The sequence below is a fragment of the Arthrobacter paludis genome (genome assembly GCF_056782315.1).
Genome location: NZ_JBXAEW010000010.1, coordinates 129,109 through 142,077, shown reverse-complemented (window position 1 = coordinate 142,077; position 12,969 = coordinate 129,109). Strand labels below are relative to the sequence as shown.

11 protein-coding genes and 1 pseudogene are annotated in these 12,969 nt (G+C 74.2%); 7 read left to right on the top strand and 5 right to left on the bottom strand.

Features of this window, described 5'->3' with window-relative positions; genetic code table 11:
* The first annotated feature begins 1 nt into the window (after nt 1).
* From AC1Q5D_RS10395 to AC1Q5D_RS10385, 3 genes are all read left to right on the top strand, one after another.
* Nucleotides 2–799 carry a sulfite exporter TauE/SafE family protein gene (locus AC1Q5D_RS10395; RefSeq protein ID WP_481738548.1) on the top strand — a complete coding sequence of 266 codons (798 nt, stop codon included), beginning with the start codon at nt 2–4 and terminating at the stop codon, nt 797–799.
* Entirely contained in the window at nt 799–1,605 is an 807-nt protein-coding gene (locus tag AC1Q5D_RS10390) for a TrmH family RNA methyltransferase (protein ID WP_481738522.1), read from the top strand. Before AC1Q5D_RS10395 ends, AC1Q5D_RS10390 begins: the two co-directional genes overlap by 1 nt.
* A gap of 123 nt (nt 1,606–1,728) precedes the next feature.
* A complete protein-coding gene (locus AC1Q5D_RS10385) occupies nt 1,729–1,986 on the top strand; it encodes a type B 50S ribosomal protein L31 (RefSeq protein WP_481738521.1) in 258 nt (85 codons plus the stop codon).
* 71 nt (nt 1,987–2,057) lie between these two features.
* Here the strand turns inward: AC1Q5D_RS10385 and AC1Q5D_RS10380 are convergent, their stop codons facing one another.
* On the bottom strand, nt 2,058–3,032 hold the full coding sequence (locus tag AC1Q5D_RS10380; RefSeq protein ID WP_481738520.1) for a sigma-70 family RNA polymerase sigma factor: 975 nt from the start codon (nt 3,030–3,032) through the stop codon (nt 2,058–2,060).
* A 92-nt stretch (nt 3,033–3,124) separates the two neighbouring features.
* Here AC1Q5D_RS10380 and AC1Q5D_RS10375 point away from each other — a divergent pair, with 92 nt between their 5' ends.
* Together AC1Q5D_RS10375 and lplAB are read left to right on the top strand one after the other, a co-directional pair.
* Entirely contained in the window at nt 3,125–3,895 is a 771-nt protein-coding gene (locus AC1Q5D_RS10375) for an SDR family oxidoreductase (protein WP_481738519.1), read from the top strand.
* An 87-nt stretch (nt 3,896–3,982) separates the two neighbouring features.
* Nucleotides 3,983–5,074, top strand: a complete 1,092-nt coding sequence (gene lplAB / locus AC1Q5D_RS10370; protein WP_481738518.1) for a lipoate-protein ligase LplAB — start codon at nt 3,983–3,985, stop codon at nt 5,072–5,074.
* On the opposite strand, the gene AC1Q5D_RS10365 is transcribed toward lplAB, so the two are convergent.
* From AC1Q5D_RS10365 to pepN, 3 genes are all read right to left on the bottom strand, one after another.
* Nucleotides 5,058–5,897: an alpha/beta fold hydrolase gene (locus tag AC1Q5D_RS10365; protein ID WP_481738517.1), complete on the bottom strand. Its 840-nt coding sequence runs from the start codon at nt 5,895–5,897 to the stop codon at nt 5,058–5,060. The two genes, lplAB and AC1Q5D_RS10365, sit on opposite strands and share 17 nt — an antisense overlap.
* 158 nt (nt 5,898–6,055) lie before the next feature.
* On the bottom strand, nt 6,056–6,712 hold the full coding sequence (locus AC1Q5D_RS10360; protein ID WP_481738516.1) for a dihydrofolate reductase family protein: 657 nt from the start codon (nt 6,710–6,712) through the stop codon (nt 6,056–6,058).
* Nucleotides 6,713–6,856: 144 nt separating this feature from the next.
* Entirely contained in the window at nt 6,857–9,514 is a 2,658-nt protein-coding gene (pepN, locus tag AC1Q5D_RS10355) for an aminopeptidase N (RefSeq protein ID WP_481738515.1), read from the bottom strand.
* 82 nt (nt 9,515–9,596) lie between these two features.
* Between pepN and AC1Q5D_RS10350 the strand changes: the two genes are divergently transcribed.
* Nucleotides 9,597–10,307 (top strand): ion transporter, encoded by a 711-nt coding sequence (locus tag AC1Q5D_RS10350; protein ID WP_481738514.1) that lies wholly within the window; start codon nt 9,597–9,599, stop codon nt 10,305–10,307.
* On the opposite strand, the pseudogene glgC reads toward AC1Q5D_RS10350, so the two are convergent.
* Nucleotides 10,304–11,545, bottom strand: a pseudogene (gene glgC / locus AC1Q5D_RS10345) (glucose-1-phosphate adenylyltransferase); the annotation flags it as partial. The gene AC1Q5D_RS10350 and the pseudogene glgC sit on opposite strands and share 4 nt — an antisense overlap.
* Nucleotides 11,546–11,647: 102 nt before the next feature.
* Here glgC and glgA point away from each other — a divergent pair.
* On the top strand, nt 11,648–12,850 hold the full coding sequence (gene glgA, locus AC1Q5D_RS10340; RefSeq protein ID WP_481738513.1) for a glycogen synthase: 1,203 nt from the start codon (nt 11,648–11,650) through the stop codon (nt 12,848–12,850).
* Nucleotides 12,851–12,969 lie beyond the last annotated feature (119 nt).

Below are 12,969 nucleotides of genomic sequence, written 5' to 3'. Positions count from 1 at the left end.
GCTGGAGTTCTGGCGCGAGGCCCTGGTCTTCGTCGGCGGGCTGTGGGCCGGCACGATCAACACGATCGTGGGCTCGGGCTCGCTGGTGACGTTCCCGATCCTGGTCGCGCTCGGGTACGGCCCCGTGAACTCGATCATCTCCAACGCCATGGGCCTCGTCGCCGGCGGCTTCTCCGGGGCCTGGGGCTACCGGCGGGAGGCGGCCAGCGCCCGGCGCACCCTGCTGCGCCTGCTGCCGGTCTCCGTGCTCGGCGGCCTGCTCGGGGCCTGGCTGCTGCTGCACCTGCCCGAGACGGTCTTCGGCTACGTCGCGCCCGTCCTGATCGCCGTCGCGGTGCTGCTTGTCGTGTTCCAGCCCCGGCTTTCCGCCTGGGCGAAGCGGCGCCAGGCCCTGGACGCGGCCGGCCCCCACGAGGTCGACGCGCACCCGCTGCCGCCGGTCCTGTACCCGCTGGTGTTCCTGACCGGCGTCTACGGGGGCTACTTCACGGCCGCCCAGGGCGTCATCCTCATGGGCCTGTTCGGGGTCTTCCTCCACGGGACCCTCCAGCAGTCCAACGCCATCAAGGTGATCCTCTCCCTGGCCGTGAACCTCGTGGCCGCGTGCTCCTACCTGCTCTTCGCCTTCGACCGGATCAACTGGCTGGTCGTGGCGCTCATCGCCGTCGGGTCGCTGATCGGCGGGTTCGTCGGCGCACACATCGGCCGCCGGCTCTCGCCGCTGCTCCTGCGCAGCGTGATCGTCGTGCTCGGCCTCATCGCGCTGGCCAACATGGTGTGGCGCCTGGTGGAGGGCTGATGCCGCTAATCCGGCTGGAGTCCGCGGCCGACCCGCGCGTCGCCGACTACGTCGCCCTCTCCGACGCGGCCCTCCGCCAGCGCACCGACCCGGGGCGCGGGCTGTACATCGCCGAGTCGCCCAAGGTCCTGCGCCGGGCCCTGGCCGCCGGGCACCGGCCCCGCTCGTTCTTCCTGGCGGAGAAGTGGATCGACGGCATGGCCGACGTCCTGGACGCCCACCCGGACACCCCGGCGTTCGTTGGCGAACCCGGTGTGCTGGAGGAAATCACCGGCTTCCACCTGCACCGGGGCGCCCTCGCCGCCATGCACCGGCCCGCGCCCGTACCCGCGGCCGACGTCCTGGCCGGGGCCCGCCGGGTCGTGGTCCTGGAGGACATCGTCGACCACACCAACCTCGGCGCGATCGTCCGTTCGGCCGCGGGGCTCGGCGTCGACGCCGTCCTCGTGACGCCGCGCAGCGCGGACCCGCTCTACCGCCGGGCCATCCGGGTGTCCATGGGCACCGTCTTCCAGGTGCCCTGGGCCCGCTTCGACGCCTGGCCCGGCGGTCTGGAGGTCCTGCGCGGTGCCGGCTTCCACATCGCGGCCCTCGAGGTCACGCCGGACGCCATCCCCATCGACGCCCTGGCCGCCCGCGGACACGAGCGCCTCGCGCTGGTCATGGGCACCGAGGGGGCCGGCGTGTCCGCGGCCGCGCTGGCGGGCTCCGACACGCGGGTCGTCATCCCGATGCGGCCTGGAGTGGACTCGCTGAACGTGGCCGCGGCCTCCGCCGTCGCCTTCTGGGAGATGCGGGCGCGCTGAGCGGCGCGGTTGGGCCGATGCGGCCGCGTAGGGTAAAGTGGTGCGTCGGCCCGCTCCTTGTCGGGCCGCCATCCAACCGAGGCGCCCCTGGCAAAATCCAGGGGCAAGAACAAAGGTTTACGCATGAAGGCTGACATCCACCCCCAGTACGGCCCGGTCGTGTTCAACGACCTGGCTTCCGGCGAGAAGGTCCTGACCCGCTCCACCGCCACCTCCTCCAAGACCATCGAGTGGGAGGACGGGAACACCTACCCGGTCATCGACGTCGAGATCTCCGCCGCGTCGCACCCGTTCTACACCGGCAAGCAGCGCATCATGGACTCCGCCGGCCGCGTCGAGCGCTTCAACGCGCGCTTCAAGAACTTCGGCAAGAAGGCCTAGCCTCCGCCACGCCGCACGGGGACCCCTTCGGGGGTCCCCGCCCGCGTTTAACCGGCCGGACTGGTGCCGTCCTAGTCGGTACGCGGCTCTCCCGCCGGACCGGCTCTGTCCCGGCGGGACCATGGGGCGGGCCCCGGCGCCAGCGGGGCGAGGCGCTCCGGGTCGGCCAGCACGTCGATCGCGGCGATCCGTCCGCCCGCCACAGTGAAGGCCATGATCGAGACGAGCCGCCCGCCGACCACCACCCGGGCAGCGGCCGCGCCGTGGACCAGGCAGGGCACGGCATGCGGAGCGAGGGCCCCGAACGCCACGGCCCGGGAGGCGACCCGGCGGGCGCCGCGGAGCTCCACCGACTGGGCCGGCCGGGCGCGGCCGCCATTGGAGCGAAGCACGACGTCAGGGTGCAGCACGGCCAGCAGGGCCTCCAGGTCCCCGGTGCGGGTGGCCGCGAAGAACGCAGCGACCGCCCGCCGCTGGAGGGACAGGTCCGGGTCGACCGGCGGGGCCTGGTCCCGCACCCTGCGGCGCGCCCGGCTCGCCAGTTGCCGCGCGGCGGCGGCGGAGCGCGAGAGGAGCGCGGCGATGTCCTCGAACGGGACCGCGAACAGGTCGTGCAGGACGAACGCGACCCGCTCGTCGGGACGCAGCGACCCCAACACCACCTGCAGGGCCAGGCCGACCGAGTCCGCCAGGACCGCGCCGTATTCCGGGTCGCCGCCGTCGCCGGGCCCCAGCACGGGGTCCGGGATCCGGGCGCCCCACGGGTCCTCGGGGCGCGCCCTGCGCGCGCGCAGCTGGTTCAGGCAGACGCGCGCGACGACGGTCGCCAACCACGCGGGTACGTTGTCGACCCCGTCGGTGCCCGCGCGGTCCGCCCGCAGCCAGGCCTCCTGCACTGCGTCCTCCGCGTCCGCCCACGAGCCCAGGATCCGGTAGGCGATCCCCAGCAGGCGCCGGCGTTCGGTCTCGAAAGCCTCCCGCGTCCCGCCCGAGCCCGCCCGGACGGGGCGCGGCCCGAGGACCCGGACCGTTTCCTCCGGCTCCATCGCTGTCACACTCCCCGTCCCGCCCGTGTCATACGGGGTGACTGCCCGCACCCCTGCGGGGAGGCTAACGCACGAGAGCAAGGGAGACGACCATGCCCACCACACTCCTCATCACCGGCGGCACGGGAACGCTCGGCCGGCGGGTGGTCCCGCGCCTGCGCGGTCGGGGCGCGGAACTGCGGATCCTCACGCGGACCCACCGGCCTGCCGAGGGCGGCCTCCGGTACGCGACCGGGGACCTCCTGACCGGCGAAGGCATCCCCGAGGCGGCCGCCGGCGCGGACGCGGTGCTGCACCTGGCCGGCGGACCCAGGGGCGACGACGTGGCGGCCCGTCACCTCGTCGCCGCGGCCCGCGGCGCCGGGGTGCGGCACCTGGTCGCGGTGTCCGTCGTGGGGGCGGACCGGGTGCCGCTGGCCTGGTTCCGCGGGAAACTCGCGATGGAACGCGTTGTCGCGGAGTCGGGGATCCCCTGGACGGTGCTGCGCGCCGCGCAATTCCACGAGCTGCTGCTCAAGGTGCTCGGTGCGCTGGCGGCCTCGCCGGTGGTGCCCGCCCCGGCGGCCGTGAGGATGGAGCCCGTGGCGGCCGAGGAGGTTGCCGACCGGCTGGCCCGACTCGCCCTGGGGGTCCCGCGCGGCCGCGTCCCGGACGTGGTCGGCCCCGAGGCCCTCGGGTTCCCGGACCTTGCCCGGAGCTACCTCTCCGCCACCGGGCGCCGCCGGGCGTTGGTGCCCGTGCCGCTGATCGGGGGCGTCGGCCGCGCCTACCGCGCGGGCGCGAACCTCGCCGGGCCCGACGCGGAGCGGGGCGCGCGCTCCTGGGCGGAGGCACTCGGCGGTTCCGGACGAGGGGGACTGTAGGGCGTCCGTGACGGCCCAGCCCGGGGGCCTGCCGGCCCGCGGGCGGCGGAGACCCGAGCGGCCGGCCGGTCCGCCTAGGATGGCCCCATGCCCGACGAGACCCCCCTGGCCCCCGATACGCGCTACACGCACCACGGTGAATACAAGGTCCCTGGAGGCAAGCTCGTTGTCGCCGACCTGGCGGTCGCCGACGGGGCGATCGCCGCCGCCAACATCAATGGGGACTTCTTCCTCGAGCCGGACGACGCGCTGCTGGACATCAACGCGGCCCTGGCGGGCTTGGGCGTGGACACGCCGCACGGGGAACTGCGCGACGCCGTGGCGCGCCGCCTCGACCCCTCGGCCGTGCTGTTCGGCTTCGACCCCTCGGCGGTCGCCGTCGCCGTCCGCCGCGCGCTCGGGCTCGCGACGACGTGGGCCGACCACGACTGGGAGGTCATTGGGCCGTCCCCGCTGCCGATCACGACCCAGGTGGCCCTCGACGAGGTCCTGACGCGCGAGGTCGCCGCCGGCGAGCGCCGGCCGACCCTGCGGCTGTGGGACTGGAGCGAGCCCGCCGTCGTCATCGGCAGCTTCCAGTCGCTGCGCAACGAGGTCGACCCCGACGCGGCCGCGCGCCACGGGGTGACGGTCGTGCGGCGGGTCAGCGGGGGAGGGGCGATGTTCATGGAGTCGGGCAACTGCATCACGTACTCCCTGTATCTTCCCGTCTCCCTCGTGGACGGCATGAGCTTCGCGGACTCGTACCCGTTTCTGGACGCCTGGGTCATGGAGGCCCTGGCCGGGCTCGGCGTGGAGGCCTACTACAAGCCGCTGAACGACATCGCGACGCCCGAGGGGAAGATCGGCGGCGCCGCCCAGAAGCGGTTGGCCGGGGGCGGAATGCTCCACCACGTCACCATGAGCTATGACATCGACGCGGAGAAGATGACCCAGGTGCTGCGGATCGGGCGGGAGAAGCTCTCCGACAAGGGCACCACCAGCGCGAAGAAGCGCGTGGACCCGCTCAAGCGGCAAACCGGCATGCCGCGCACCGACGTCATCGAGGCGATGGTGCGCACCTTCGAGCGCCGCTACGGGGCCCGCCGGGTCGGCCTGTCTCCGGCGTCACTGGCACGCGCCGAGGAGCTGGCCGACGCCAAGTTCCGGACCCGGGAGTGGCTCACGCGGGTCCCGTGATCCGTCGATCCGGGACGTCGCCGGGGAGCGCCCCGATCCGGACCAGGAACGCCAGCAGGTCGTCGGCGACGCGCTGCGGCCGCTCCCACAGGACGGTGTGCCCGGTGTCCGGGTAGACGGTGACTTCGGCGCAGTGCAGCTCCTCGGCGAGACGGCGCTGCTCGGCGGGAGTGAGGAACCGGTCGGCGTCGCCATGGACCACGAGCGCCGGAATGTGCCGGAGCGGGGCGATCGGCATCGGGGCCAGTTCGATGCCGCTCAGGGTCAGCTGCCAGACCCGGGCGGGGATCCGTCGCCGCTCCTCGAACATCTCCTGGACCAGCTCCTCCGGGACGTCCCAGGCGCGGTTCCATACCTGCTGCACCGCGCGGATGTCCTCGTCGCTGACCGGGTCGGCCATGGCCTCGACCCGGTCGGCGAACGGCGCGCGACGCCCCTGGAGGCTGTACGGGCTGGCCAGCAGCACCAGGCCGCCGACCCGGCGCGGCGCCCGCTCGGCCACGGCACGGGCCACGTAGCCGCCGCTGGAGTGGCCGACGAGGACCGCGCGCTCGATGCCCAGCGCGTCCAGGACGGCGAGCGCGTCGGCGGCGTAGTCGTTCTGTCCGTAGCCGGTCTCCGGCTTGTCCGCGCCCCCGTGGCCGCGGGCCGTGGGGGCGATCGCGTGCACCGTCTCGGGCAGGCGCTCGAGCAGCGGCTTCCAGAAGATCCCGGAGACGGCATAGGAGTGCAGGAGCAGCACGGCCGTGCCGTGCGGGTCGCCCTGTTCGAGGATGGGCACGCGGATCCCGGTCGCCAGGTCGATGGTTCGCGACTCGGCCATGACACTGTCCTCCCGTGGGGCGTCCGCTCGGGGCCGTGCGTGGCGCCGGCACCCGTACCGTTCCCCCAAACTACACCGCGCGGCGCGGCCGGGGGAGAGGAGCAAGGCGGGCGACGCGGGGGGAGGGCGTCCGCCCACGGGAAGGGACCGCGCCGCGCTCAGCGGGTGAGGGTGAAATGCGCGACGCCGTCGCCCGCCTCGGGTCCGTCGACGCGGTAGCCGGCGGCCGAGCCGCCGGCGAGGGCTGCCGTCCCGCCGTCGAAGAGCGACTCGCCGCCGCCGAGCAGCACGGGCACGACGGCGACGTGGAGCAGGTCCACGAGCCCTTCGGCCAGGAACTGCCGCACCGTGGCCGCCCCGCCGCCGAGGCGGACGTCCCGGCCGCCCGCCGCCTCCATGGCCAGGTCGAGGACGTCGCGGGGCGCGGCATCGACGAAGTGGAAGACCGTCCCGCCCGCCATGGGCACGGACTCGCGCAGGTGGTGGGTCATGACGAAGACCGGGTGGTGGAACGGCGGGTCCTCGCCCCACCAGCCCTGCCACGACCCGTCGGGCCACGGGCCCCGCACGGGACCGAACATGTTCCGGCCCATGATGGTTGCCCCGAGGCCCTCGTCGCCGGCGGCGGCGTAGCGCTGGTCGATCCCGTCCGTGCCGCCCTCCTCGCCGATCAGGGTGCGCCCGAAGCGGGTGCGCAGGATCCAGTCGTGCAGGCGCTCGCCGCCGAGCCCCAGCGGTTCGTCGATGCTCTGGTCCGGCCCGGCGGCGTAGCCGTCCAGGGAGACGCTGAGGTTGTGGACGCGGAGTGCGGGCACGGGGGGCTCCTTCCGTTGCGGACCGGCGTGCCGGCCCGCCGCCGATGCTACGCCCCACAGGCCCGCAGCGGGAGGGGTGGGCGGCACCCGCGGACCGGTGCCGCGGCCGCGCCGTCGGTCCCCCGGAGCGCTGGGCGCGGCCGGCTAGCCCTCCGGGCGGGCGGGCGCGGCGGTCCCCGCCACCGCCTGGGCGCGCAGGGACCGCGCGAGGTGGTCGCGCTGCTCGACGACGATCCGGCGCAGCGCCGCCGGCGCGGCCCGGTGCGCATCCAACCAAGCGCCGGCGGCGAGCAGTACGGGGTGCCGGTCCGGGCCCTCGGGACCGAGGTCCTGGTGGCGGGGGAACAGGCCCTGCACGACCCGCGTGGCCTGGCCGATGCTCATCTGGCGCCAGATCCGTTCGAGCTCCGGCCAGTACCCGGTGTAGAACGCGTCGACCAGTTCGTGCCCGCCGAGCATGAAGCCCTCGACCGTCGCGCTGAGCACGTCGTTGGAGAGCGGGACGCCGTCGCGCGCCCCGGCCAGGACCGCGTCCCACGCGGCCCGCTTGGCCCCGGGGGTGGGCCGGGCCGCCAACGCCAGGGCGTGCCCGACCGTGGCCTCCGCGGACGGCGCCGCCCCGCGGCGGGCGTCGAGGTCGTCTGCGCCGGCGAGGCCCCGCGCGGCGAGGGCCTGCAGCAGCAGCCACACGAGCCGCTCGTCGACGTCCAGACCCGGGACGGCCACCGTGCCGTCCAGGAGGCCGCGGGCCCAGTCGTCCGCGCCGCCGTGCCGGGCCAGTCGGGCCAGGGTGCGCGCGTACGCGACCTGGTGGTCGGAGCCGGGCTGCGCCGCGGCGACCAGCCCGGCGAGCCGGTCCGCGAGCCGGGAGCGCTCGGCGCTGCGCAGGCCGGGCGGGCAGTAGTCGCCGGCCGCGTGCAGGGCCTGGTCCAGCAGGGACTGCAGCACGCCCGGGTCGTCCACGGAGGGCGCCATCCGGCACACGGCCTCCACGAACACGGGGGCGGCGAGCTCGGCGTCCCGCACCATGTTCCACAGCGCCGCCCAGGCGGTCGCGCGGGCCAGCGGGTCGTCCAGGGTGTCGAGGTGTCCCAGGAGCACGGCCAGGGAGGCGTCGTCGAAGCGGACCTTGGCGTAGGTCAGGTCGCCGTCGTTGGGCAGGACGACGGCGGGGCGGGCCCGGCCGGCCAGGCCCGGCAGCGCGGCGGAGGCCCCGTCGATGTCGGCCTCGAGGGACCCGGTGCGGACCAGGCGCCCGTCCTCGAGGGCGAACGTCCCGACGCGCACGGTGTGCGGGCGCAGCACCTCCCCGCCCGTGGCCGGGTCCGTGCCGGCCTGGCGCAGCCGGGCCGCCGTGACGGCGCCGGCGTCGTCCTCCTCCAGCTCCACCCACAGCCGCGGGACGCCGGCCGTCTGCAGCCACGCGCGCGCCCACGTCCCCATGTCCCGGCCGGACGCCTCCCCGAGCACCGCGAGGAAGTCGCCGAGCGTGGTCTTCCCCCACGCGTGGCGGCGGAAGTACTCGCGGGCGGCGGCGGCGAAGGCGTCCGGGCCCACGTAGGCCGCCAGCTGCTTGAGTACCGAGGCGCCCTTGGCGTACGTGATTCCATCGAAGTTCTGGCGGGCGGCCTCGAGGTCCGTGATGTCTGCGGTGATGGGGTGGGTGGTGGGCAGCTGGTCCTGGACGTAGGCCCACGCCTTGCGGCGGTTGGCGAACGTGGTCCAGGCCGTCTCGAACTCCGTGGCCTCGGCGACCGCGAGGGTGCCCATGTAGTCGGCGAACGACTCCTTGAGCCACAGGTCGTCCCACCAGCGCATGGTCACGAGGTCCCCGAACCACATGTGGGCCATCTCGTGCATGATCGTCGTGGCCCGACCCTCGTACTGGGCGCGCGTCGCGCGCGAGCGGAAGACGTACTGCTCGGTGAACGTGACGAGTCCCGGGTTCTCCATGGCCCCGAGGTTGTATTCGGGCACGAAGGCCTGCTCGTACTTGCCCCACGGATAGGGGTGGCCGAACAGGTCGTGGAAGAAGTCCAGGCCGGCGCGGGTGGTGTCCAGGATCCGCTCCGCGTCCAGGCTGGGGGCCAGGGACGCGCGGCAATAGAGGCCCAGGGGGACCTCGAGCGTGGTGCCGTCCGGCAGGCCCCGGCTCCAGGAACCAGTCTCGTGGTGGTACGGCCCGGCGAGCACGGTCGTGATGTACGTGGACATCGGCTCGGTTTCGCCGAAGACCCAGACCGCCGTGCCGTCCGGCCGCTCCGTGTGCCGCTCGACGGCCCGGTTGGAGGCGACCGTCCAGCCGGCGGGGGCGGCGACGGTGAACGTGAAGCGCGCCTTGAGGTCCGGCTGCTCGAAGTCGGCGAAGACCCGGCGGGCGTCGGCGGGCTCGTACTGCGTGTAGAGGTACGTGCGGCCGTCGGCGGGGTCCACGTACCGGTGCAGCCCCTCGCCGCTGGTGCTGTAGAGGGCCGTCCCCTCGACCTCGACCGTGTTCTCAGCGGCCAGGCCCGGCAGCGCGATGCGCGCGCCCTCGACGCAGGCGGCCGGGTCCAGGTCGCGCCCGTTGAGCCGCACCGCGGACACGCCGCCGTGGATGAAGTCCAGGAACGTGGAGGCGCCCGGTTCCGCACACGCGAACTCGACGCGCGTGCGGGAAGGGAACCCCGCCACGGCGGCGTCCCCGGCGCGGGACAGGTCAAGGTGCACGCGGTAGGAGCGGACCGTCAGCAGCCGGGCTCGGTCTTCGGCCTCGGTGCGGGTCAGGTTCTCGTTGTCGGCTCGTTGCGTCGCAGTCTCCACGGCGCCCATTCAACCACCGACGGCGGTTCCCCCGGGGCCGGGCCGCGTTCACCCCGCGGCGGATCCGTGCCATCGTGGCGGCATGGTGGACGACGGCGACGGGGAGCGGAGGCGCCGGCTCGTGGCCGGCGAGCGGCTGGCCCGCCGGCTGGACCGGCCCATGGGCGTGCTCGGCGTCCTGTTCCTGTTCGTGGTCACGGGCCAGTTGCTGGTGGAAGAGCCGTTCTGGAGCCGCGTGTTGGAGGCGGCCGGCTGGGTGTTCTGGGCCGTGTTCGCGGCGGAGTTCGCGCTGCGCGCCGCAGTCGCCCGCTTCCAGGCCCGGATCTGGCGGCGCAATTGGTGGCAGCTGGTGTTCCTCGCGGTGCCGTTCCTGCGCTTCCTGCGGGCCGTGCGCGTGTTCAGGCTCGCCCGGGTCGCGCGGGTCAGCCGGGTTGGGGGGATCCTCGGGGCCGGCGTGCGCGGGTCGCGCTCGGCCGGGCGGCTGCTGACCGGCCGGCTCGGCTGGTTGGCGGCCACCACCGCCGTCGTCATCCTTGCGGCGAGCCAGGCGCTCTACGCGACCGGCGCCCACCCGGACTACGGCACCGCGCTGTACGAGGCCGCGCTCGCGACCATGACGGGCGGCGGCATCACGCCGCAGGACGCGTTCTCGCGGGTCCTGCAGGTGGCCCTGGCGGCGTATTCCGTGGTGGTCTTCGCGGCCCTGGCCGGCGCCCTGGGCGCGTTCTTCCTGCGGAGCGGGTCCGAGGGCGAACGCGCCCGGGGCGGGCCGGCCGGGGGAGACGGCCGCTAGGGGGCGACCAGCTGCCCCTTGCTCAGGACCGTCAGGCCGGAGGGCGTGACCGTGAAGCCGCGCGCGAGGTCCTCCTCCCGGTCCACGCCGATGCGCGCCCCGGGAGGGACCACCACGTTCTTGTCCAGGATGGCGCGGCGCACCAGCGCGCCCTCGCCGATCCGGACATCCTCCATGAGGACGGAGTCGGTGACTTCCGCCCCCTGGTTCACGGACACGCCGGGGGAGAGGATCGAGGACTCGACGTACGCGCCCGAGACCACCGCGCCCTGCGCCAACATGGAGCCGTGCGCCTCGCCGTTGCGCCCGTCCGCTCCGCGGACCAGCTTCGCCGGCGGCGCCGAGTTCTGGCGGGTGAACAGCGGCCACGAGCGGTTGTAGAGGCTGAACTCGGGGATCGGCGCCAGGAGGTCCTGATGGGCGTCGTAGTACGAGTCCAGCGTGCCCACGTCGCGCCAGTAGCGCGGTGCGGACGGGTCCTCCCCGGGCACGATGTTCGTCGAGAAGTCGTAGACGCCGCACTCCCCGCGCTCCACGAAGTGGGGGACGATGTCCCCGCCCATGTCGTGCTTGGTGTCCCCGCGCGTGTGGTCCTCCTCGAGCGCCGCGATCAGGTCCCGCGTGGTGAAGACGTAGTTGCCCATCGAGGCCAGGAAGCTGTCCGGGTCGTCGGGCAGGCCCGCCGTCGTGTCCGGCTTCTCCACGAACGCGCTGATCCGTCCGGGCGCGGACGGGTCGGTCTCGATGACGCCGAACTGGTTGGCCTGGGACACCGGCTGCCGGACGGCGGCGACCGTCGCCGGCAGGCCGGAGGCCTTGTGCGCCGCGACCATCTCGGAGAAGTCCATCCGGTAGACGTGGTCGGCGCCGACGACGATCACGTAGTCCGGCTGCGCGTCGTGGATCAGGTTCAGCGACTGGTAGATGGCGTTCGCCGAGCCCAGGAACCACTCCTTGCCGAGGCGTTGCTGGGCGGGCACCGATGCGACGTAGCTGCCCAGGTGCGGCGACATGCGCCAGGTCTCCGACACGTGCCGGTCCAGGCTGTGCGACTTGTACTGCGTCAGCACGACCACCCGCCGGTACCCGGAGTTCACGATGTTGGACAGCGCGAAGTCGATCAGCCGGTACGTGCCTCCGAAGGGCACGGCGGGCTTGGCCCGGTCCATCGTCAGCGGCATCAGCCGCTTGCCTTCCCCGCCCGCCAGGACGATGGTCAGGACGTTCGTGTACATGCTGTGCGTTCCCCTTCGTTCCGCGTGCGGGCGTTCCCCGGCCCGCGTTCGTCGCTGTCGGTTGTCACACTAGGTGAGCCGACACGCAGGCACTACGTTGTCACTGTGCGAGTTGACATTGTTACCAAGGAATTCCCCCCCGCCATCTACGGCGGAGCCGGCGTGCACGTGGCCGAGCTCGGCCGCGTCCTGGCCCCGCTCGTGGACCTCCGGATCCGCGCGTTCGGGGACCCCCGGCCCGCCGACTACCACGGGGCCCGCGTGTCCAGCTACTCCATCCCGGGCGGGCTCGAGGGCGCCAACCCGGCCGTGCAGACCCTCGGGACCGACCTTGGCATCGTGGGCGACCTCGCGGGCGCGGACCTGGTCCACTCGCACACCTGGTACGCGAACATGGCCGGCCACCTCGGCTCGCTGCTGCACTCGATCCCGCACGTCGTCAGCGCCCACTCCCTCGAGCCGCTCCGGCCGTGGAAGGCGGAGCAGCTCGGCGGCGGCTACGCGCTGAGCTCCTGGGCGGAGTCGACGGCCTACCACGGGGCCGCCGCCGTCGTCGCCGTCTCAAACGGCATGCGCCGCGACATCGTGCGCGCCTACCCGGCGATCGACCCCGCCAAGGTGCACGTGGTCCACAACGGCATCGACACCGCCCGCTGGCAGCCGGCCCCCGACGTGTCGCCCCTCCGGGAACTGGGCATCGACCCCGACCTGCGCACCGTCGCGTTCGTCGGGCGCATCACCCGCCAGAAGGGCGTCCCGTTCCTGCTGCGCGCCGCGTCCCACCTCCCGGAGGACGTCCAGCTGGTCCTCTGCGCGGGGGCCGCCGACACCCCCGAGCTCGCCGCCGAGGTGAACGCGCTGATCGAGGACCTGCGCGCGACGCGGCAGAACGTCGTCGTGATCGAACGCATGCTCCCGCGCGAGACGCTGATCCAGGTCCTGACCCAGGCGACCGTGTTCGCGTGCCCGTCCGTCTACGAGCCGCTGGGCATCGTCAACCTCGAGGCCATGGCGTGCGGCACGGCCGTGGTCGCCAGCGCGACCGGAGGCATCCCCGAAGTCGTGGCCGACGGCGAGACGGGCTATCTGGTCCCGCTCGAGCAGTCCGACGACGGCACCGGCACCCCGCTGGACCCCGAGGGCTTCGTGGCCGACTTCGCCGCGGCCCTGGTCCGGGCCCTGGAGGACCCCGCACGGGCCCGGGAGATGGGCGAGGCCGGGCGCCGCCGCGCGGCCGCGCACTTCAGCTGGGAATCCATCGCCGAGAAGACGGTCGGGGTCTACCGGGCCGCGCTGAACGGGGCCTGACCCGCGGGCGCCGTGCCGCCGGGGGGAACCAGCGCCGCCGGCCGGCCGGCGCGGCGCCCGCCGGCCGGCGCGCGGTCGGCGGCCGGCCCCGCCGGGGCGCCGGCCGCACCGTCCGGGGC

Coding starts and splice junctions, on each gene's coding strand:
- AC1Q5D_RS10390 (WP_481738522.1), top strand. CDS start 799: ATGCCGCTAATCCGGCTGGAGTCCGCGGCCGACCCGCGCGTCGCCGAC.
- AC1Q5D_RS10385 (WP_481738521.1), top strand. CDS start 1,729: ATGAAGGCTGACATCCACCCCCAGTACGGCCCGGTCGTGTTCAACGAC.
- AC1Q5D_RS10380 (WP_481738520.1), bottom strand. CDS start 3,032: ATGGAGCCGGAGGAAACGGTCCGGGTCCTCGGGCCGCGCCCCGTCCGG.
- AC1Q5D_RS10375 (WP_481738519.1), top strand. CDS start 3,125: ATGCCCACCACACTCCTCATCACCGGCGGCACGGGAACGCTCGGCCGG.
- lplAB (WP_481738518.1), top strand. CDS start 3,983: ATGCCCGACGAGACCCCCCTGGCCCCCGATACGCGCTACACGCACCAC.
- AC1Q5D_RS10365 (WP_481738517.1), bottom strand. CDS start 5,897: ATGGCCGAGTCGCGAACCATCGACCTGGCGACCGGGATCCGCGTGCCC.
- AC1Q5D_RS10350 (WP_481738514.1), top strand. CDS start 9,597: ATGGTGGACGACGGCGACGGGGAGCGGAGGCGCCGGCTCGTGGCCGGC.